19 protein-coding genes and 1 pseudogene are annotated in these 20,686 nt (G+C 40.8%); 18 read left to right on the top strand and 2 right to left on the bottom strand.

Annotated elements, in window-relative coordinates; all coding sequences use genetic code 11:
* Window positions 1–245: 245 nt before the first annotated feature.
* The 12 genes from LC091_RS01565 to LC091_RS01510 all read left to right on the top strand — a co-directional run bounded on the left by LC091_RS01565 (window position 246) and on the right by LC091_RS01510 (window position 13,908).
* The gene (locus tag LC091_RS01565) at window positions 246–1,589 is read left to right on the top strand and encodes a M20/M25/M40 family metallo-hydrolase (RefSeq protein WP_226679973.1); all 1,344 of its coding nucleotides are present in this window, start codon (window positions 246–248) and stop codon (window positions 1,587–1,589) included.
* A complete protein-coding gene (locus tag LC091_RS01560; protein WP_226679972.1) occupies window positions 1,576–2,775 on the top strand; it encodes a M24 family metallopeptidase in 1,200 nt (399 codons plus the stop codon). Before LC091_RS01565 ends, LC091_RS01560 begins: the two co-directional genes overlap by 14 nt.
* A 10-nt stretch (window positions 2,776–2,785) precedes the next feature.
* Window positions 2,786–4,072, top strand: coding sequence for a M20/M25/M40 family metallo-hydrolase (locus LC091_RS01555; protein ID WP_226679971.1), 1,287 nt, complete (start codon window positions 2,786–2,788; stop codon window positions 4,070–4,072).
* A 38-nt stretch (window positions 4,073–4,110) separates the two neighbouring features.
* On the top strand, window positions 4,111–5,262 hold the full coding sequence (locus tag LC091_RS01550; protein WP_226679970.1) for a M24 family metallopeptidase: 1,152 nt from the start codon (window positions 4,111–4,113) through the stop codon (window positions 5,260–5,262).
* A 24-nt stretch (window positions 5,263–5,286) separates the two neighbouring features.
* Entirely contained in the window at window positions 5,287–6,249 is a 963-nt protein-coding gene (locus LC091_RS01545; RefSeq protein WP_226679969.1) for an ABC transporter permease, read from the top strand.
* Between the two features lie 18 nt (window positions 6,250–6,267).
* A complete protein-coding gene (gene opp4C / locus LC091_RS01540) occupies window positions 6,268–7,194 on the top strand; it encodes an oligopeptide ABC transporter permease (protein WP_226679968.1) in 927 nt (308 codons plus the stop codon).
* Window positions 7,195–7,350: 156 nt separating this feature from the next.
* A complete protein-coding gene (locus tag LC091_RS01535; protein ID WP_226679967.1) occupies window positions 7,351–9,045 on the top strand; it encodes an ABC transporter substrate-binding protein in 1,695 nt (564 codons plus the stop codon).
* A 93-nt stretch (window positions 9,046–9,138) separates the two neighbouring features.
* The gene (locus LC091_RS01530; protein WP_226679966.1) at window positions 9,139–10,206 is read left to right on the top strand and encodes a M24 family metallopeptidase; all 1,068 of its coding nucleotides are present in this window, start codon (window positions 9,139–9,141) and stop codon (window positions 10,204–10,206) included.
* Window positions 10,207–10,224: 18 nt separating this feature from the next.
* The gene (locus tag LC091_RS01525; RefSeq protein WP_226679965.1) at window positions 10,225–11,244 is read left to right on the top strand and encodes an ABC transporter ATP-binding protein; all 1,020 of its coding nucleotides are present in this window, start codon (window positions 10,225–10,227) and stop codon (window positions 11,242–11,244) included.
* Window positions 11,241–12,224, top strand: a complete 984-nt coding sequence (locus LC091_RS01520) for an ABC transporter ATP-binding protein (RefSeq protein ID WP_226679964.1) — start codon at window positions 11,241–11,243, stop codon at window positions 12,222–12,224. The genes LC091_RS01525 and LC091_RS01520 overlap by 4 nt, the downstream gene beginning before the upstream one ends.
* A gap of 29 nt (window positions 12,225–12,253) precedes the next feature.
* Window positions 12,254–13,402 carry an NAD(P)/FAD-dependent oxidoreductase gene (locus tag LC091_RS01515; RefSeq protein WP_226679963.1) on the top strand — a complete coding sequence of 383 codons (1,149 nt, stop codon included), beginning with the start codon at window positions 12,254–12,256 and terminating at the stop codon, window positions 13,400–13,402.
* Between the two features lie 32 nt (window positions 13,403–13,434).
* On the top strand, window positions 13,435–13,908 hold the full coding sequence (locus tag LC091_RS01510) for a DUF3830 family protein (protein WP_226679962.1): 474 nt from the start codon (window positions 13,435–13,437) through the stop codon (window positions 13,906–13,908).
* A gap of 63 nt (window positions 13,909–13,971) precedes the next feature.
* Here the strand turns inward: LC091_RS01510 and LC091_RS01505 are convergent, their stop codons facing one another.
* A complete protein-coding gene (locus LC091_RS01505; RefSeq protein WP_226679961.1) occupies window positions 13,972–15,111 on the bottom strand; it encodes an aminotransferase class V-fold PLP-dependent enzyme in 1,140 nt (379 codons plus the stop codon).
* A 55-nt stretch (window positions 15,112–15,166) separates the two neighbouring features.
* On the opposite strand from LC091_RS01505, the gene LC091_RS01500 reads away from it, so the two are divergent.
* The 3 genes and pseudogenes from LC091_RS01500 (at window position 15,167) to LC091_RS20545 (ending at window position 17,115) form a co-directional block, all read left to right on the top strand.
* Complete coding sequence (locus LC091_RS01500; RefSeq protein ID WP_226679960.1) at window positions 15,167–15,847, top strand: Crp/Fnr family transcriptional regulator; 681 nt, start codon at window positions 15,167–15,169, stop codon at window positions 15,845–15,847.
* Between the two features lie 478 nt (window positions 15,848–16,325).
* On the top strand, window positions 16,326–16,781 hold the full coding sequence (locus LC091_RS01495; RefSeq protein ID WP_226679959.1) for an SRPBCC family protein: 456 nt from the start codon (window positions 16,326–16,328) through the stop codon (window positions 16,779–16,781).
* A gap of 29 nt (window positions 16,782–16,810) precedes the next feature.
* Window positions 16,811–17,115 (top strand): annotated as a pseudogene (locus tag LC091_RS20545) (amino acid--tRNA ligase-related protein).
* Window positions 17,116–17,187: 72 nt separating this feature from the next.
* Here the strand turns inward: LC091_RS20545 and LC091_RS01485 are convergent.
* Window positions 17,188–18,042 (bottom strand): glycerophosphodiester phosphodiesterase, encoded by an 855-nt coding sequence (locus tag LC091_RS01485; protein WP_404819649.1) that lies wholly within the window; start codon window positions 18,040–18,042, stop codon window positions 17,188–17,190.
* A 553-nt stretch (window positions 18,043–18,595) separates the two neighbouring features.
* On the opposite strand from LC091_RS01485, the gene LC091_RS01480 reads away from it, so the two are divergent.
* From LC091_RS01480 to LC091_RS01470, 3 genes are read left to right on the top strand one after another with little or no spacing between them, the layout of a single operon-like run.
* Complete coding sequence (locus LC091_RS01480) at window positions 18,596–19,051, top strand: GNAT family N-acetyltransferase (RefSeq protein ID WP_226679958.1); 456 nt, start codon at window positions 18,596–18,598, stop codon at window positions 19,049–19,051.
* Between the two features lie 44 nt (window positions 19,052–19,095).
* Window positions 19,096–19,803 carry a DUF2711 family protein gene (locus tag LC091_RS01475; protein ID WP_226679957.1) on the top strand — a complete coding sequence of 236 codons (708 nt, stop codon included), beginning with the start codon at window positions 19,096–19,098 and terminating at the stop codon, window positions 19,801–19,803.
* Window positions 19,804–19,814: 11 nt separating this feature from the next.
* Complete coding sequence (locus LC091_RS01470) at window positions 19,815–20,546, top strand: class I SAM-dependent methyltransferase (protein ID WP_226679956.1); 732 nt, start codon at window positions 19,815–19,817, stop codon at window positions 20,544–20,546.
* Window positions 20,547–20,686 lie beyond the last annotated feature (140 nt).

Here is a 20,686-nt window from a genome sequence, read left to right as displayed (position 1 = left end):
TTGGATAAAATAAAGATCATCTGTAAATTTAATACTTGTTTTTAATATAAGAGCAGAAATACTGCTCTTTTTTTTGTCCCAGTTATAAGAAAAAGAGTTTATTCTCTTATTTTATGTGTCAGGATTTCTATCAGACTTTTCTAAAAACTTAGCAAGGATGTTAAATAGTTAACATCTTTAGTAAGAAAGAGAGGTTATTATTATTTTAAATAATTTGAAAATTCAAACGACAGAGAGGGCAATTTATGGACTGGATGAGTGTGAAGGAAGAAGCTACCTTGTACTTGCAGAGGTTGATACAGTTTGATACCTCTAATCCGTGTGGAAATGAGCTTCCTGCAGCTGAATACCTGGCTAGGTTGGCGATTGAAAATGGCCTGTTTGCTCGGGTGGAAGAGACTGGAGAAAATAGGGGGAATCTAATTGTATCTTACAATGGGACGTTCCATACACCAATTATTCTATTGTCTCATCTTGATGTTGTTCCAGCTAGAAAGCAGGATTGGTCTGTTGACCCTTTTGCAGGGGAAATCATAAATGATGTGCTTTGGGGGAGAGGTACTATTGATACGAAACAACTTACAATTATGCACCTTATGACCTTGTTCCTTTTAAAGAGAGAGGGCGCCGTATTTCCTTTTGATATAGTTCTTGTATCGACGGCGGACGAAGAGAATGGCAGCGTGCATGGGTTAAAGGCAATTCTTCCAAAATATGAGGGAATGTTTAAAAATGCATATGTATTGAATGAAGGTGGAGGATTCCCAATAACAATCCGCGATCATCACTATTATCTTTGTGAAACAGGGCAAAAAGGAGTATGCCGCATCCGATTATCTTTTCCGAAGAAGATAGAGCAGAACCCTTATTTTCCCTTGCAGGAAGAATTGAAGATGGCTTCTACAGTTATTAAGGAAATTGCCTCATCATTAAAGCTACCTGGAGATTTACCACTTACTACGAAAAGTTTAATAGAGACGCTCACGGCAAGTGTACAGGATGAAGCAACAAAAGAGTTCCTTTCCCATGAGGAACAATTAATGCTTTTAAAACCTTATGTAAGTCCCTTCCTCTATCAGTTGTTCAGAGCGATGTCAGAGACGACCTTTACGGTTACTAAGTGGAATGGAGGAAGAAAAAACAAGGAGCTCCAAGGAGATTGTGAAATCTTTCTTGATTGTAGGACTGTACCGGGAATTACCAAGAAAGAGATAGAAACAGAGCTTGAAAGATTGATAGCTGGGAGAGATATCGAATTTGAGATACAAAGCTTTGAGGAGGGCTATGAGTCTACCTTTGAAAGCAGTCTATTTAGACAGATGAATATTGTATTACAAGGATACATACCAAATGCTACCGTTGTTCCTTTCCTGTCGGTTGGAAGCAATGATGGCAGGCATGTCAAGCACCTACAAAGTAAGGTGTATGGTTTTTCACCAATGCTACCGGATATGACTTTTGAAAGGGTCCTACCAATGGTGCATGGTGTGGATGAGCGGCTGCCATTGGAATCATTGAAATTTGGCATTCAAGTATTATATGGAACACTTACAGGAATGGAAGGGAGCGATTTGCATGAAAACGAGTAATCGAACAATCTCAAAAGAGAAACTGGATCAAGCTGTTGTACTGTTGAACAAGCATAATATTGATACATGGATGATTGTGACAAGGGAAGGAACCGATCCTAGTCTTCCTCTTTTAGTGGGAACGCGCTCGATTCACCAGGCTGTTATTTTCCTGAACAGGCATGGTCGACATAAGGTGGTAACGTCAGTAAGTGACAAGGAGGCGTATGTGGAGACGGAACTTTTTGAAGAAGTAATTATCTACGAAGCTTCTATCGATGATGTGTTTTTGCAGGAATACAAAAAGGAAGATCCGAAAAGATTCGCGTTGAATATTTCAAAGGATGACCATTTATGTGATGGATTGACGCTTGGATTGTACAGATGGTTAGAGCGGGTGCTTGGAAAAGAGGAATTGCAGAAAAAAGAAACCTCCAGTGAGGAGATTTTAAAAGAGCTTCGCAGTGTGAAGTCTACTTCCGAGCTGAAAGCGATGCAGCGTGCAATCGATTTGACGACGGACATTTACGAGGAAGTCTTCCAGCTGATAAAGCATGGAATGACAGAAAAGGAGATAGGTCAGCTTTTTGTTGAAGGAATGAAAAAACGCGGAGTGACGAATGGTCTAGGGAATCCTTATGATCCTCCACTTGTCTGCACGGTTCGAAATGGATTGGCACACCGAAAGCCAGGCGATTATGTGGCAGAACCAGGGGATATTGTAATCATTGATTTTAGTTTGAAGTATGAGGATTATGTTTCGGACATTGCCCGTACCTGCTATTTGTTGAAGCAAGGGGAAACGGAACCGCCAGCTGATGTGACAGCTGCTTTTGAAGCTGCATTTGCAGCCATTACGGAATCAATTGAGGCACTATTACCAGGAAAAAAAGGCTATGAAGTGGATGCGGTCGGAAGAGCATGTATCGAGCGGCATGGGTATCCGACAATCCGTCACTCTGTCGGGCACCAGGTAGGACGGGAAACACATGATGGTGGAACAATCCTTGGACCGCGAAGAACTCCTCCAAGAAAATCTGTCGAAGGGACAATTCGGATAGGGGAAGTGTACGCGATTGAACCTACCGTCATACAGGATGAGGGTCTTCCTTGTATGCTTGTTGAGGAAAATGTTCTCGTGACAGAGAATGGGCCGAAGATATTAAGCAAACGTCAAACCTCTTTGATTACGATTCCTTATGTGTGAGAGCCGTTCAATGAGAATGTTGGAAGAAACAGAACAGCAGGCACTGACCATTTTCAAGAAACTATTAAAAATTGATACAACTAATGGAGAGAAAAAAGAGCGGGAGGCTGCGGAGTATTTGGAAGAAATTCTGCTCGAAGTAGGTATCCCGGTTCATTTTTACGAGAAGACCTCTGGGAGAACGAACCTAGTAGCGAAGCTTGTGGGTGGAGAAGAAGAGCCTCTTTATCTAATCTCCCACCTTGATGTAGTCGGGGTAGAAGAAGCCAAGTGGGAACAACCGCCATTCTCGGGAGTGGAGGTAGATGGTGTGATTTGGGGTAGAGGAACCCTTGATACGAAACAGCTGACGGCGATGCAGGTAAGTGCCTTTCTTGAATTGGCCAGGATGAAGGATTCGTTGAACCGCGATGTTTATTTGCTGGCAACTGCCGATGAAGAGAATGGTAGCAGTGAGGGGATGGAATTTCTAAAAAAAACACATCTGGAGTTGTTTCAAAAAGGCATGGTAATTAATGAAGGTGGAGGATTCACAGTAAATTATAAAGGTCACACTTATCTGCTATTTACGGCAGGTGAAAAAGGGGTAGCTAAAGTGAAGGTCATTGCTAGAGGGCAGGGAGGCCATGCGTCCTGTCCCCCTGAAAATCAAGCTATTCTCACTCTTGCTATGGCAATGGAACGCCTTCTCTCCTGGTCCTATCCGAAGCATTCAACCAAGGTCTCTAACAAATATAAGCAAGTCCTAGGAATTAAAGATGTAAGCTTCGTTTCAAAAACAGAGGATGAAAAGTTGTTGGTGGATTTGTTGGAGTATATGGAAACTTCAGGACCATTTGTAAATCAATTAGAAATAGGCTCTGTGGTGAATGCCATTCCATATCTTGCGGAGGTCGAATTGGAGTTTCGCCTTGTTCCTGGGATAACTAAGGAGCAGTTATCAAGATGGATGGCGGAGGCTCTAAAAGGTGTGGACGTAGAATTTGAGATTACGAGCTTAGAAGAAGGATTTGAGTGTGCACTTGATTCCCCTTATCTGGAAATGATGGGAAAGGCGTTAAAGGATGCTGGTTCAAAAGCAACACTCCTACCGTTTCTTGCACTTGGAAGAACGGATGGACGTTATTATGGAGATACAAGGTCCGCTATCTATGGTTTTTCTCCGCTAACAGAAAAGGATTCATTTGTCCGTGTTCTTAAGAAAGTGCATAACCATAATGAAAATATTACTAGAGAGTCCTTTCTTTTCGGAACGAACGTACTCTCTTTGCTTATACAATCAATTTGCAGGAAGTGAGGGATGGAACCATGAAGTACTCTGTTAATTTTGAGAAGATGGAACAAGCAGTTCAGTATTTAAACCAGCAGGACATCGATCTATGGTTAATTGTGACAAGTGAAGGAAGTGATCCTTGTCTGAATCTTGTTACTGGTGTCAAAACGGTTGGGCCCGGAGCGTTTGTTCTGACGAGAACAGGAGAGAAGCTGGCACTGTGCAGTTCCATAGATGCACAGGACATTGAAGAATCAGGATTGTTTCAGGAGGTAATTAAATATACCACTAGCTTGGCAGAACCTTTGAAAAATGTGGTTAGACGATTTCAGCCAAAAAAGATAGCGCTCAATTATTCAGAAGATGAGCATCTGGCTGACGGTTTGACTGTTGGACGTTTTCGTTGGCTAAAGGAGACGCTCGAGGAAGATTTCACAGGTGATTTTGTATCGTCCCAGCCATTCTTATGTCGATTGAGAAGTATTAAGACTGACAGGGAAGTAGACACAATCTACCGAGCCATTCGATTAACGCATAAAATCTATGATTCAATTATTAGTAAACTAAAGGTTGGATTAAGTGAGAAACAGGTTGGTCAATTGTTCGTGGATGAAATGGAACGTCATCATGTTGTCAATGGAATCGATCGTGCACTATCCATGCCGATTGTATTGAAGGAACGGATTGCGCATCGTTCTCCGAGTGATGCAGTGATTGAACCAGGGGACCTGCTTATTATGGACTTTAGCATTGACATTGATGGCTATGTATCTGATATTGCTAGAACCGTCTATTTCCTGAAAAATGGGGAAAAAGAAGCTCCATCGCATGTGAACCGTGCATTCGCCACCATCTATGAGGCAATCACAAAGGCTGCTGAAGGACTAAAGCCTGGGGTAACTGGCCATCAAGTGGATGCAATAGCCAGGACACATCTGACAGCAAATGGCTATCCAGAGATAACTCACGCAACAGGTCATCAGATTGGAAGAGATGTTCATGATGGAGGGGTATTGCTTGGCCCGAAATGGGCTCGTTACGGGTCTTCACCTTATGGTCAAGTGGAAGAAGGGATGGTCTTCACGTTAGAACCAACCTTATTCACTGATCAAGGACTTCAATTTATTGTAGAAGAGAATGTTCTTGTGACGCAAGATGGTGCGGAATTTCTCACAGAGCGTCAAAAAGAACTGATTCTCATTCCAGCCACTTGATTTATCGATAGGAGGTGAAAGCTCGTGGGAGTTTATATTGCAAAACGGATTCTTCATGCCATTCCCATTCTGATTGGAATAACAATTCTTACCTTCCTTATTATGCAGCTAGCTCCGGGAAATCCCATGCAGACAATGATTAATCCAAAAATATCAATGGAAGAAATGGAAAGAGCACAAGCAAACCTAGGATTTGACCAACCTAAAATTGTTCAGTATTTCAGCTGGTTGAAAGAGATCCTGCAAGGAAACCTTGGATATACCATTAAGACCGGACAATCTGTAAGTGATCTAATTCTGGAAAGACTGCCTGCGACGTTAACACTTACCGGTTCAGCCTTCATCATGGCGTTTGTAATCGGTGTGCCTCTTGGGGTATTTTCTGCGACACATCGTTATAAGCTACCAGATTATGTTCTTACGGTATTTGCCTTTATCGGAATTTCGATCCCATCCTTTTTCTTTGGGCTTGGACTGATCTTTATTTTCGCCTTGAAGCTTGGATGGTTCCCGACTTCCGGAATGACCTCAATAGGTGCAAATCTGACCGGGTTGCCCCTTTTTATAGATCATTTGAAACATATTATCCTCCCTGCCGTTGTTCTTTCTTTGCCAACAGTAGCGGTCGTGATGAGATTTACGAGGTCAAGTCTTTTAGAGGTGCTGCATCAAGATTTTGTTCGTACAGCAGATTCAAAAGGGTTAAGCCGGAAAGTGGTCATTGTAAAGCATGCGTTAAGGAATGCACTAATTCCGGTAATTACTATATTTGGCCTTTCCATACCTTTCTTATTTGGTGGTGCGTATATTACAGAGCATATCTTTAATTGGCCGGGAATGGGAAGCATGGGTATCCAGGCAATTGTAGGAAGAGAGTACCCCGTTATTATGGCATTGAATCTGTTTACATCTATTCTAGTTCTTATGGGAAATCTGCTCGCCGATGTTCTCTATGCTTGGGCTGATCCAAGAATTAGATACAACTAATGAAAGGAGGGAAGCCGAATGAATGGAAGTGTGGAAATACAAAATGAACCACCTTTGCTCCCCAGCAAGCCTGAATGGAAAAGAAAAACATTTCGGCAAGCAGCTTGGAACCGTTTTAAGAAAAACAAATTAGCGTTATTTGGTGCCATCGTATTAGCGTTATTGATACTGTCTGCTCTAATGGCCCCACTTATCGCTCCATATAATCCTTATACTTCCCAGGAAAACGATCTCGGGTTAATTAATGTACTGCAGGCTCCTAATTCAGAGCATATGCTAGGTACCGATAGCCTCGGCAGGGATTTGCTCAGTCGTATCATCTACGGAGGAAGAGTTTCCTTGAGTGTGGCCTTGGTAGCAGTATGTATTTCATCTTTTATTGGAATTGTGATGGGATTACTTGCCGGTTATTACGGGAGGTGGGTTGATGTAGTCGTCATGAGGATCACGGATGTCGTCATCTGTTTTCCGGTATTATTCCTGGTCATCTCCGTTGCCACTCTACTTAAACCTAATCTCTATAATGTCATGATTGTAATTGGACTTGTGAGCTGGACAACAATGACAAGATTGGTTCGTGGGGAAGTCCTTCGACTCCGAGAAATGGAGTATATCGAAGCCTCCAAGGCGCTTGGTCAGAATAACTTAGTTATTATCGGAAAACATATCTTGCCAAACATCATGGCGCCTATTACTGTTCAGGCGACACTCCAGACCGCAGAAGCGATTTTAACAGAGTCTGCTCTAAGCTTTCTTGGTGTCGGGGTACAGCAGCCCATCCCAAGCTGGGGGAACATGTTGAACGAGGCTACCTCTATCACAATCTTGCAGTTTAAGCCGTGGGTATGGGCTCCACCAGGATTTGCCATTCTATTAACAATCCTATGCATAAATTTTTTAGGTGACGGCTTGCGTGATGCACTCGATCCAAAGATGAAAACATAGGCACCATACATACCATTGAAAGGAGGGGTGAATGTCGCAGGCTGCCATTTTCATGTCATGTATCCATTGGCTGTTTTCGCTTCCTGTGTTGCTTCTATTATTACAATGTCATTCTACGAAAAGAACCTATTCAATCAATGATTAAGGGGGATTTATATGAAAAGAAGATTGAATATTTTGTCAATATTTGCGCTTGTATTGATTCTACTGATAGGTTGTACTTCCGAAAGTAGTACGGACAATAATACAACTAACAAACAAAACGACAATGCAGATACAGAAGAGCCGAAGCAGGGAGGATCCATTACGATTGCCTCAGCAAGCGAACCGGGTAACTTGAATCCGCTGATCTGGGCTACTTCTTCTGATACACTTGTCACACACATGGTCTTCGATTCTCTGGTGATTCCGGATGAAGAATTAAAAATGATAGGAAGCTTGGCTGAAAAATGGGATGTTTCAGAGGACGGGAAAACATATACCTTCTATTTAAAAGAGGGTGTTACATGGCATGACGGCAAACCATTTACTGCCAAGGATGTAGAATTCACCTATACTTCTCTTGCTCATCCTGACTATGACGCAGGCGCCTACTGGAGAGTAGATCCAGTAGTGGGTGCGGCAGAATACAAAGCAGGTGAAGCGGAATCTGTAGAAGGAATCAAAGTCATCGATGATTATACTATTTCGTTTACGACAAAAGAGCAGTTTGCTCCGTTCATTTCCGGGCTATTCATCGGAGTTCTGCCAGAGCATATCCTGTCAGGGGTTTCCCCGGCAGAATGGGCAAAGCATGATTCCAACCGTGCTCCTGTAGGAACCGGACCATTCAAATTTGACTCTTGGGAAACAGGGCAATTCATTCAACTAAGTGCAAACAAAGACTATTTTAAAGGGGCACCACATCTTGATAGTTTAGTAGTGCGCTTTGGAGATGCCAATACTATGTTGGCGGCATTCATGAACAAGGAAATTGACATTACGTCTGTACCGATTGCCGAGATTGAATCGATTAAGTCACTTGATTATGCTGATGTCGTACTGTCAGATCAACTAAGCGTGTATTATGTAGGATTTAATGCTAAAAACGACCATTTCGCAGATGTGAAAGTTCGTCAAGCGTTGGCTCATGCGACAGATAAGCGTGTGATCGTTGCTTCCATTCTGGGAGAATACGGAGAGGTAGCCGATGACATTTTCCCTTCGAAGCACTGGTCGCATAGTCCGGACCTTCCAATCTATGACTTTGACAAAGATAAAGCCGAGTCACTTTTAGAGGAAGCTGGTTATAAAAAGAACAGCAAAGGCTTCTTCGAGAAGAACGGCAAGGAGCTTAGCTTTACCCTGCAAGTACCAACAGGGACTAAAGAAAGAGAAAAAACGGCTGCACTTCTCAAACAGCAATATGAAGCAATTGGCGTGAAAATGGAACTGCTATCCTTGGATTTCCCAACGCTTGTCACAAAGTTGCTTCCACAAACGGCAGATGGGAAACAGCGAGAAGTGACAAAGGATGACTATGATGCTTATATCCTTGGATTTGGAATAGAAGCGGATCCGGATGAATATCGTAGTTACTTCGGTTCGGCGTACATGCCGCCAAATGGATATAATTTTGTCGGTTATTCTGATCCACTCGTCGATGAACTCCTTGACAAACAATCTAAGGAAGTGAATTTTGAACAGCGTCAGCAGTATATTTGGGAGGTCAGTAAGAAACTTGCGGAAGATGAAATCTGGATCCCGATCTATGAGCAAAGCGCCACATACGTTGCCAATACGAAAGTGGCAGGATTTACTCCGGATTTCAGGGGTGTCACTTTTAACGCTCGCGAGTGGAGTGTTAAATAATAATTTTCCTAACAGACAAAGAGATCGGATTCGTTCGATTTCTTTGTCCCTTTTAAAGAATACAATTCCAAATTATTAAAAGGAAAGATGCCTATGTTACGACGTATCGAGAAGCTGAGAAAATGGCTTAATGAAAATCACTGTGATGCTTTTTTCTTAAACACGGTGGAAGATTACCGGTATTTCTCGGGTTTCACGGGAAGCAACTGTTATTTGTTTGTCTCCAAAAAAGACGCAATTCTTGTTACGGACCAACGATATTCGCAACAGATACAAGAGGAGACGGAAGGATATAAAATTTATATCCATGAAATTAATCCGTTTACAACTTTAGAAAAAGTAATGAAGTTTTTGGAGGTAAGCTCCATTGCCTATGACGGGAAAAAGACTTCAGTATCTCTATTAAAAACATTAAGGAATTTAAATGACAAAGTGGATTGGGTGTATACAGAAGATGTAAGCCTGGGCATTCGTCAATACAAAGAGCCTTCTGAAGAAGCTGCCATTCAACGGGCTGCTGAAATTGGAGATCTTGCATTTAAAGATTTGTGCCAAAAAATAAAACCAGGCATGACGGAAAAGCAAATTGCAGTGGAGCTTGAATACCTTCTCGCCAAGCACGGCAGTGAAGGACCGACATTTGGAACGATTGTTGCAGCAGGAGATAGAAGCGCATTGCCACATGCGACCCCAACTTCTCGGGTGGTGAAGGAAAATGATATGCTTTTAATTGATTTTGGAGCTCGTTTTGAAGGCTATATGTCAGATATGACGCGTACCTTGTGGATTGGGGAGCCCAATGTGAGAATGCAGGAAATTTACATGGTCGTTTTAGAAGCATTGGAAAAAGCCATCGTTGCAGTATCACCAGGTGTGACGTGTCACGAGTTGGATAATGTAGCCAGAAAAGTCTTTATCGAAGCCAATTTAGAGGAATACAGTCTTCGTGGATTGGGGCATGGTGTCGGGTTGGAGATACATGAATGGCCTCGGGTGGTCATGCAACAGGATACACCGATTCAAAAAGGTCATATTTTTACGATCGAGCCAGGGTTGTACATACCGGAGTTAGGCGGCGTACGTATTGAAGAGTTAGTTTCAGTAACAAAAAGCGGGTGTAAGCTGCTGACCGGTACACCTCGAACAATCAGATTAACTTAACGACTACAAGTATTGGAGGTGAGCAAGTTGACGGAAACATTACTGGAAGTCAAAAACTTAAAAACTTATTTTCATACAGAAGATGGGATTGTTCCAGCTGTTGATGGGGTATCTTTTCAACTTAAAAAGGGGGAGACACTTGGGATAGTGGGGGAATCAGGGAGCGGAAAAAGTATCATGTCGCTCTCCATCCTCCAATTGATTCCAAAACCGCATGGAAAAATTGAGGGCGGCGAGATCCGCTTCAGAGGTCAGGATCTATTGGAACTTGCAGATAAAGAAATTCGAAAAATTCGTGGAAACGACATTTCTATGATTTTTCAGGAGCCGATGACTTCTCTTAACCCTGTTTACACCGTTGGAGACCAAATTATGGAGGTGCTTCGTCTCCATCAAGGGCTTTCCAAAAAGGAGGCGTTGAAAGCTTCAATTGAAATGCTCAAGCTTGTAGGTATCTCTCTCCCAGATCAACGTGTCCATAACTACCCCCATCAGCTGTCGGGGGGGATGAGACAACGTGTGATGATTGCCATGGCGCTTGCTTGTAATCCGCATCTCCTAATAGCCGATGAACCGACTACTGCGTTAGATGTGACTACACAAGCCCAAATCTTAGAGTTAATGAAGAACCTAAAAGAACGATTGAACACGTCCATACTACTTATCACTCATGATCTCGGGGTAGTTGCGGAGGCTTGTGACCAAGTAGCGGTCATGTATATGGGGAGAATTGTCGAATATTCGGATGTTTATTCTTTATTCGAAAAACCCAAGCACCCTTACACAATTGGTCTTTTAAACTCCATTCCGATGATAGAGGACAACCGATTAAGGCTAGAGCCTATACGAGGATATGTACCAAATGCATTGGATGACTTGAAAGGCTGCCGCTTTTGTACAAGATGCAATGAGGTCAGGGATCTCTGCTATATAGAAGAGCCACCACTACTGCATCTCGAAGACCAGAAAGTGCGATGTTGGAAGTACACAGAGCGATGGGAAAAGGCAAAGGAAGTGGATGGGAGGTCAATCAGTTGAACGATACAAAAGAAAAGCTATTAGAAGTGCAGAATCTTTCGACATGGTTTCCTACAAAAGATAAAAAGAGCTTATTCTCCGGTGGAAACTCCTTTGTAAAGGCTGTGGACGGGGTAAGCTTTTATATTGAAAAAGGCGAAACTCTTGGCCTTGTAGGGGAATCTGGTTGTGGAAAATCCACAACCGGAAGAACTATCCTAAGGTTAATCCAAGCAACAAAAGGAGAAGTTCTGCTTGAAGGAAAGGATATATATAAACTCAACTCCTCTCAACTGAAAAGAATACGAAAAGACATGCAAATAGTATTTCAAGATCCGTATGCCTCTCTAAATCCGAGGCTAACCGTCAGAAATATCATCGGAGAGGCGTTAACCATTCATACAAAGCTATCCAGTAAAGAGAAGGACGATTATATTGCAAAACTCTTGGAGGATGTTGGATTGAACACTTCATATATGAATAGGTATCCGCACGAGTTTTCGGGTGGGCAAAGACAACGTGTTGGGCTTGCCAGGGCATTGGCTGTCAATCCCAAGCTCATCATTATGGATGAACCAGTGTCTGCCCTGGATGTTTCCGTTCAGGCTCAAGTATTGAATTTGATACAGGATCTTCAAAGGAAGTATGACCTTACCTATTTGTTTATTACGCATAATTTAAGTGTTGTAAAACATATTTCAGACAGAATTGCCGTGATGTACCTTGGGAAAATAGTAGAAGTGGCAACAAAAGAGGATTTTTTTTCAAACCCGATTCACCCTTATTCCCAAGCATTACTGTCAGCCATCCCGCATCCCAATCCAAGACGTAAGCGAGAGAGGATCATTCTTCAAGGGGATGTGCCAAGTCCCGTCAATCCACCAAAAGGATGCCGATTTCATACAAGGTGCCCGCTCGCAGAAGCTATTTGCCGGGAGTCGGAGCCACAGCTTGTTTCCAAGGAGGGCCAACAACACTTCGTTGCCTGCCATTTAAAATGAACAATTATAAGAAGAAGGGGGAAACACACATGACACAGCAGTACCCAGAAGTCGTTATTGTGGGAGCTGGCATTATCGGATGTAGCATAGCGTACTTTTTAGCAGAACAAGGCTGTACAAATGTTCTCGTCATCGATGAAGGGGGAATCTCTTCTGGTGTCACAGGAATCTGCCCTGGAGGCATTCGCCAGCAATGGGGGACTGAAATCAACTGCATGATGGCGAAAGCTTCTGCGGAATTCTACTATTCTATTAATGAAAGATTAAACCCTGAGTACGAAATAACGTTTCGTAAAGTAGGATATCTTTATACATTTCATTCCGAGGAGGCGGTTGCCGGCTATAGGAGGAACATGGCGCTTCAAAACTCATTAGGTATTCCAACGAAAATGATTACACCAACGGATGCAATGGAAATCGTACCAGGACTGAACAGCAACAGTTTCTTGGCAGCCTCCTTCTGTGATACAGATGGATTTGCTGATGATGCCTACCATGTTACAAATAGCCTGGCTATCGCAGCGAAGCAAAAAGGCGTTCAATTTATCTCGGATAAAGTTCAAAGGCTGGTTAGAGAAGGAGACCGGGTCATAGGTGTGGAATGTAAAACAAAAGGCATGATCCAGTCTGGAAATGTGGTCAACGCCGCGGGTCTTGGCTCTGTAAAATTAGCGGAGACGGCAGGCATTGAAATCCCAATAAAAGAAGAGGTTAGAAGAATCCTCTATACAAACCGCCTAGAGGAGCGAGTCCTTGAACCGCTCCTCGTTTCATTTGAAAAGGGATTTGCAGCCAAACAACTCACAGACGGTACCATCTATTGCAGTTATCTTGGCAAAGATTTGCAGCCGCCTTATAACAAGTTCGATTTCCAATTGCGGGCAGCGGAAGTAGGTATGGAACTCTTCCCGCCTCTTGAAAAGGTGGAATTCCGCACCCATATAGATGGAAGATATGATAGTACTCCAGACCATCAGGCTATTCTTGGTGATATAGATGGGATAGAGGGTTATTATCAAGCTATCGGAATGAGTGGACACGGCTTCATGATGGCACCGGCTATCGGAAGAACATTGGCACAGACCATTTTGAGGGAATCGCCATTCATTGATATTTCCAGTTTGCATTACCGGAGATTTGCCGCTAATCAGCTAGTCTATGAACCAAGTGTCGTCTAAATACAAGCTAATCAAAGAAAGGAGAAAATCAGATGAAAGCAATTAAATTGACCTTTCCTGAACATGGAGTAAGTATAAGAGCTACACTTTTGGAGGATAAAGCCCCAAAAACATGTCAGGCATTTTGGGATATTATCCAGGAGCCTATAGAAACAAATGGCCGACATGCTATGTACACTGGGAAGGAGATCTCTGTTCAACTTCCAGGAGAAAGAGCTGCTTCAACGAATTTGCATGAAGTATCTCCTGAAAATATCACTTGTTTTCCACTGCCAGGAGAACTTCTTTATACTTATATGCCTGCCTATGCATGGGGAGGCAATCCAAAAGCCATCTATGATCTGGGTTGCTTTTATGGACCGGATGCCCGTACTTTTTTCCCGATGGGTTGGATTGCTGGAAACCGTTTTGCAAAGGTATGGGACGAAGACTTGGAAACCTTCGGAGAGATGGGGAGCAAGGCAAATACAGAAGGAGTTCAACAGATTGTTATAGAAAGAATTTAAAGGAAAAAGGCTGTCTGAGATGGATTAAGTTTCCATACTGAGGCAGCCCTTTTTAGAGGGGAATCATAAAGACAAGGAGTTCAACGCATCAATCGCTTGTCGGATATCTTCCTTTGTATTGTATAAATGTGGAGCGATTCGAATTACATCTTTGCGGGCAGACACAATAATACCTTTTTCCTTCATTAATTTTTCTATTAGTGGTGCTTCCTCAAAATATAAAGCGGTATTAGCCCCTTTTTCAGTTGAGTTCTGAGGGCTCATCACATGAAAACCGTGTGACTTGGCATATTTCATGGTAAAGTCGGATAGGTCCTCTAGATACATTTGAATTTCCTTTACCCCAATATCTAATAGTAGCTTCATTGCTGCAGAGGCCACATATGCATTTATGACAGGTGGAGTTCCTGTATCAAAGCGTGAAGCATAGGAAGAATAATTATTGCGTTTGACATCAAAAGAGAAAGGATCTGCCTGGCTGAACCATCCGGTCACTTTTGGTGTCAATTTTGATGCGAGCTCCTTTTTAACATAAAGAAAGGCAATTCCAGGAATACCTAACATGAATTTCTGTGCTCCTGCAGCTAAAAAATCCACATTCATGTCTTTCACATCTATATTAATGTTTCCAATAGATTGATAGGCATCTACAAAAAGATACGATCCCTTTGCATGAGCCAAAGCAGCAATTTCTTTAACATTCTGCTTCCAACCATTGTAATAGGAAACATGTGAAATGCTCGTTAGTAGAGTTTTAGTGTCTAAATACTTATCATAATCATCTAGTGAAATGGTATAATCTTTATTACTAGGTATATAGTTTACAGTAACGCCCAAGCTCTTGTTATTGGTCTGCATCGCATGACCTATACATGGGAAATCCAATTCCGTTGTGATAATTTTATTCTTCCCATGATTGACAGGGAAACTGCTCAGAACGGAGGAGATGCATTCTGATACGGAAGACATAATGGCGATTTCGTCTACATCTGCATTGATTAGCGAAGCAAAACGCTGCTTGGACTCGTTAACTTTATCCATCCATAACTCCCAATCCATTCCACCTTGAATCAAACTTTCTTTATATTCTTCCATTGCATCAATGACTGGTAAAGCAAGTGCGCTCTGGGAACAACTAGATAATTGTATCTTTTCTTTTAAAGTGGGAAAAAGCTCTCGATATTGAAATAGGGTTTTGGTCAATTCTTTCACTCCTTAAAAATAGATAGTAGAGGTGATAACATTGATAACACATTCTGTGCAAGAGATCCACGCGGTAACACCCTGGTTAGAAAACCTTCCTTTTGATTGGAGCCCTGTCATTGAAAAGGCTACGAAGAAAAAAATGAAAAAACATAAAGTCGTCTTTGACCAGAACGAACAAGCGGACCACTTATACATCGTCACTTCAGGAAGAGTGAGACTTTACTTGATATCACCTAATGGCGACGAGAAAGCATTGGCCATTATCGGAAAGAATGGCTTGGTTGGTGAATGTGGCTTTTATGATGAAGGAGTTTACTCCACTAGCGCCATCACTGCCTCGGAAGCAACTCTGTATCAAATTCACAAGGAAGAGTTCCGTAACTTACTGAAACAGCACTTTAATCTCGTTGAACAAGCGATGTTCCTTTCAACCAGAAAATATAAACTTCTCTGTATGCAAACACTCCAACTAAGTTATAGTAAAGCGATGCCGAGAATTTGCGCATCTCTCATTCAATTAGCCTTAAACTATGGTACTACCGTTGATCAACAAGAAATACAAATCTCCATTACTTTTACCCATCAAGAACTTGCGAACCTTATTGGAACAACAAGAGTAACCGTAGTTAAAACTTTGCGTCTTTTAGAGGATGAAAACATTTTAATTAAAAGGAACCGTTTTTATGTAATCAAGGATTTGGAAAAACTTACTGAGCTAGCTCATAAAGAATAATACAATAACTTACCTTCATAATACGGTTTATAGTTTAAAAATTCTGTAAACTTTTTTACACATAGTGAGATAAAATAATTTCCCGACAACACAATATCCATCGTATTCAATCGCATAACTGAAGATCAGGAGTAGGTAATCAATTTTATTTTTATAATATATTAGTGTTTTTAAAAGTAGAGGTCCAAATGTTTCTGATTGGGAATCGCTAATTTAACAGAACTTGTGAAATATAATTAGCTGGAGTGAGTTTATGGATAGGTTTTTATTTGTCTTTGGAATGATCGTATTTTTCTTTAGTTTTATATTTTTTATAATGAATTTTTTTTCTGATTATGACAGTACAACAATGATAGGTTCTGTGTTAATAATGTTCAATGCGAGTATAGCAATGTGTGTTTCAGAGATTTCAACAAGAATTAAAGACATAAAATGAAATTATAGTGCTAGTGAATACTTGTAAAAAGGAGAAGGGTTAATGCCTCTGATTGAGCATCGTCAATTTATCAAAGCACCTGTTGAGATATGTTTTGATCTAGCAAGGAATGTAGATATTCATACCCAGACGACTTCTAAAACAAAGGAAAGAGCTGTTGCCGGAGTGACAGAAGGCTTATTAGAGCAAGGAGATTTTGTCACCTGGGAAGCTATTCACTTTGGTATTAAACAAATGTTGACAGCTAAAGTAACATTAATGGAACCACCTCATAAGTTTGTGGATGTTATGGTGAATGGAGCTTTCCAGTCTTTTACCCACACTCATCAATTTTTTGAAGCAGATGGTGGGACCATTATGGTGGACAATTTTCAATACAAGTCGCCTTTCGGTCTGATAGGAGTTACTGCTGACAAGTTGTTTTTAGAGAGGTATATGAGAGGATTTATTATTTCGCGTGCAAAGGAATTGAAAAGGATTGCTGAGAAGTTAGATTAACTTTATACCAATGATTTTTTTAAAAAAGTGTGTCGCCCGCATTTAATCAAACCAACATTTTTAATCAACCAGCAATAACAGATCGTTTTCAATTAGTAGTAAATGGTGCTGAAATCATCAATGCCTACTCAGAATTAGTCGACCCTGTAGAACAGAGGAAACGATTAGAGACACAAGCTATGTCATGGAAATGGATGAAGACTACTTGTTGGCCATGGAATATGGGATGCCTCCGATTTCCGGTTGGGGATTTGGGATTGAGCGATTGCTGATGGTATTAACGGATTGTGATACGATCAAGGACTGCGTTTTATTTCCGTTAACTAAAAAATAGTTATAAAAAAACTGCACCCCATTGTTAGTTATATATGACAATAGGGGTGCAGTTCTTTGTCAGTTATCCTCTTTATTTTCCTTTTTTCACTTCATGCAATAGGTCTGGGAAATTGGTAAATATGCCTGTTACACCCCACTCAATAAGCTTTTCCATTTCTTCTTTCTCATTGACTGTATATGGATGGATTTCTAGCCCGTTTTTTAGGGTTTTTTGGACATACTCTTGGTCAATCATGGCGCTGTTTGGACCAATTCCAATAGCATATTTTTTTATGGTTTTTAACTCTGTATCTGATAAAGCTGCTGGAGATGTGTACCACATAAGTTGCACTAACTTGACAGATGGGTCAATTTGGTTCATCTTCATTAAGCTATCCGGACTGAAAGATTGAACAAGAAGCTTATCTTTATCAATGTTATATTGGTTCACTAACTCTACTAATTCTTCTTCCATTCCCGGATATACCTCTGGTGATTTTGTTTCAATATAATAACTAGCATTTTTACCGAACTTTTGAAAAACTTCTTCTAGTGTCGGAACTTTAAGACCTTCGTATTCAGGATTGGCTTTCTCGGGGTATTTCTCATTGAACCAGCTACCTGCATCTAGTTTTTTTATTTCCTCAAGTGTATGGTCCTTTACTTGACCAGTGCCATTTGTCGTTCTGTCTAATGTTTCATCATGCATGGCAATAAGATGGCCGTCTTTTGTCATTTGAAGATCTATTTCAATATAGTCTCCCTTCATCTTTTCACCCATTTGATAAGAGGTCATTGTGTGTTCCGGCGCATGACCCGAAGCGCCTCGGTGTGCAACATTCAGGATATCCTTATTTTTTTCAGAAGCATCTGCTGCAAAACCAGTCCCCATTACAGATAAACTAAGTGCTAGAGCCCCAATTGTCATTTTAAGTCCTTTTTTCATCATGTTTACACCCTCCTATTTGTAAATGAACTACTTCTAAACTGTAACAAGGAAGCATGAACGTTCTTTTACAGGGGCGTAAATGGGTCGTAAAGTTTTGAGGACAAAATCAAGAAGGGCTGACATATTTGAACCAGCTTTTGTAAGAAGGGGAGAACTGGTTGATCCACATATTCACTTTTGAAGATTATGAACGCTCAAGAATAAAGAATTCTGTCAAAAAGATTGAGATATGTACCTTATTTTGAAATAATTGGTATTAAGGTTTAAAGTTAGGGTCTATAGACCTTATTTTTAGTACAGTTAACGGACACTTATCTCGCAAATGGGGGTAAAGGATGTTGAAAAAGGTATCAGAAAAAGTAATATATTTTGTATTTACTTTGTTTTTATTTGTTCTGTTATGGAAGGCAATGGGGGTATTCTGGAATGCTTTCGTACCATGGAATCTTACAACGGATTTAATAGGATTGTTTGTGGTTGCGCCATTGCTAATAATATTGGCTTTTGTTTTGTCGGGTTTGTCATTTAAAGTTATAAGGGGTTGTTAAATGTGTACCAATATTTCAATGGCCTGGTAATAAGGGAAGGTACAGAGGGTGTTCCTGCTGAATTTGTGGAAGCTCTGTTTGAAGATGCAGGCTGGGTTAGGAATACACCTGCTTGGCAAAAAGAGAAGTTTTCCCTTATTTTCAAAAACTCTACGTGGGCATTTACAGTTTGGGATCAAAACAAGATGATTGGGATGGTTCGAGTAATCTCAGATCAAATAATGGTTGCAAACATTTTAGATTTAGTGGTTTTATCCGAATATCGCGGGAAAGGAATCGGGCAGAAAATCGTAGAACTGTGTGTTCAAAAACTTCCTCATGGTGATTGGTTTGCACATACTTCCGCTAATAATTTCAGTTTCTATGAGAAGTGCGGTTTTGAGGTAAAAGACTTAACCCAGAATGGGACTTGTGCCTATTATGGTTATATTCGAGCGAGAAAAGACGGCCATAGGTAGAGGAATTAAAATGGGCCATAAACTTTGGATAAGGAGAGTTCAATTTGGATACTGAAAGAGTCGCTCCAGAACCTCATAGACATACAGTTTGTGCCGATGAGGACGTTTCAATAAAGGAATTTTATAAAGGTGTTTTTAATGAAGTATATATTTTCTTCCATCCTTTTATTAAACCAGTTACCATAGATCCCAAACTGTTTAATTCAGAAACAAACATAGACAAGTTTCAAATTATCAATCATTGCGAAATGGTAACCTGGAAAGAATTCTTAGCTCTCAATGGATTGAAAAGTTATGAAGAGTTAGATATTGGCCTCCGCACAAGAATACTTGGCTTAAAAAAGGAGTATGAGAATAAGAAATTCACAGAGATCATTAACACTGTCAGTGGGAAAGAAAATCTTATTCCACCAACAGAGGGAATGCTCCCTGAGCTCTTAATAAATAATCTGTTAGGAGCAATTAAAAAGGAGAAGTATGATTGGATTTGGGTTGGCGATGAATTTGGTACAGAAAGAAAATTAGAGTACATAGATGACTTAATCAATCAAGATACACTAGCAAGACATAACCTGTTCACTCATGATAACTCCATCCTTATTACCACACATTGGGATAGCCATTTCTCTATGATATGTGCAGATGATAGAAAGAAGTTAGATAGAATAATAAAATGGTGTAACCTAGAAGGATTTTATTGTGATGATCACACAGAGATATATTGGAGCGTTCGTACCTCAAAAAAAGAATAGGAGATGTTTCAATGGAATTCAGAGGATCTAGTGTTTACGATCAATCGGATTTTTTTACAAATTATATGAATAGAAGAAACAGAAAAGACAGTCCTAATAATGCCATTGAAGGCCCAATTATGTCCGAACTAGTTGGGAACATTCAACATAAAACCATCTTAGATTTAGGGTGTGGAGATGCATCGTTTGGTAAAGAACTGCTGCAATTAGGGGCGAGGCACTACACTGGAGTCGAAGGTTCTATACAAATGCTAGAGGCAGCGCACTCTAACTTACTTGAATTAGACGCCACAATATACAATGAAACGATGGAATCATATGATTTTCCTAGTGAGTCATATGATCTTGTAACTTCGCGTTTTGCCATTCATTATGTATCAGACATTGACCGCCTGTTTCAAAATATTTACGGAACCCTAAAAAAGGATGGGAGATTTGTATTCAGCATTCAACATCCGCTTACAACTTCCTCTTTTGCCAGTAAGGTGACTGGAGATAAACGCGGGAATTGGATTGTGGATGATTATTTTCAAGATGGTCAAAGGAAAGAGCCATGGATTAATCAAGTGGTGGTTAAGTATCATCGCACGATTGAACAGTATTTCACAGCATTAAGAGAGGCGGGTTTTACTGTAAGAGATTTGCGCGAAGGTACACCGAAGCGCGAACACTTTAGTAGTGAAGAAGAATTTGTTAGGAGACAGAGGATTCCAGTAGTTTTGGCGTTTGCTTGTGTGAAATAAAGTGGAACACAAGTCTAAAATATAGCTACAATGGATAAAGTGGATGTAAACATGGATAAATCGTTTTTATGATGGATAAATTGATTTTACAATTGATAAAAGTGTCTTTACAATGGATATAATTATTTTACGATGGATAA

It is taken from the genome of Sutcliffiella horikoshii (assembly GCF_020524325.1).
Classification (GTDB): domain Bacteria; phylum Bacillota; class Bacilli; order Bacillales; family Bacillaceae_I; genus Sutcliffiella_A; species Sutcliffiella_A horikoshii_D.
This window is presented reverse-complemented; position numbering and strand designations above follow the sequence as displayed.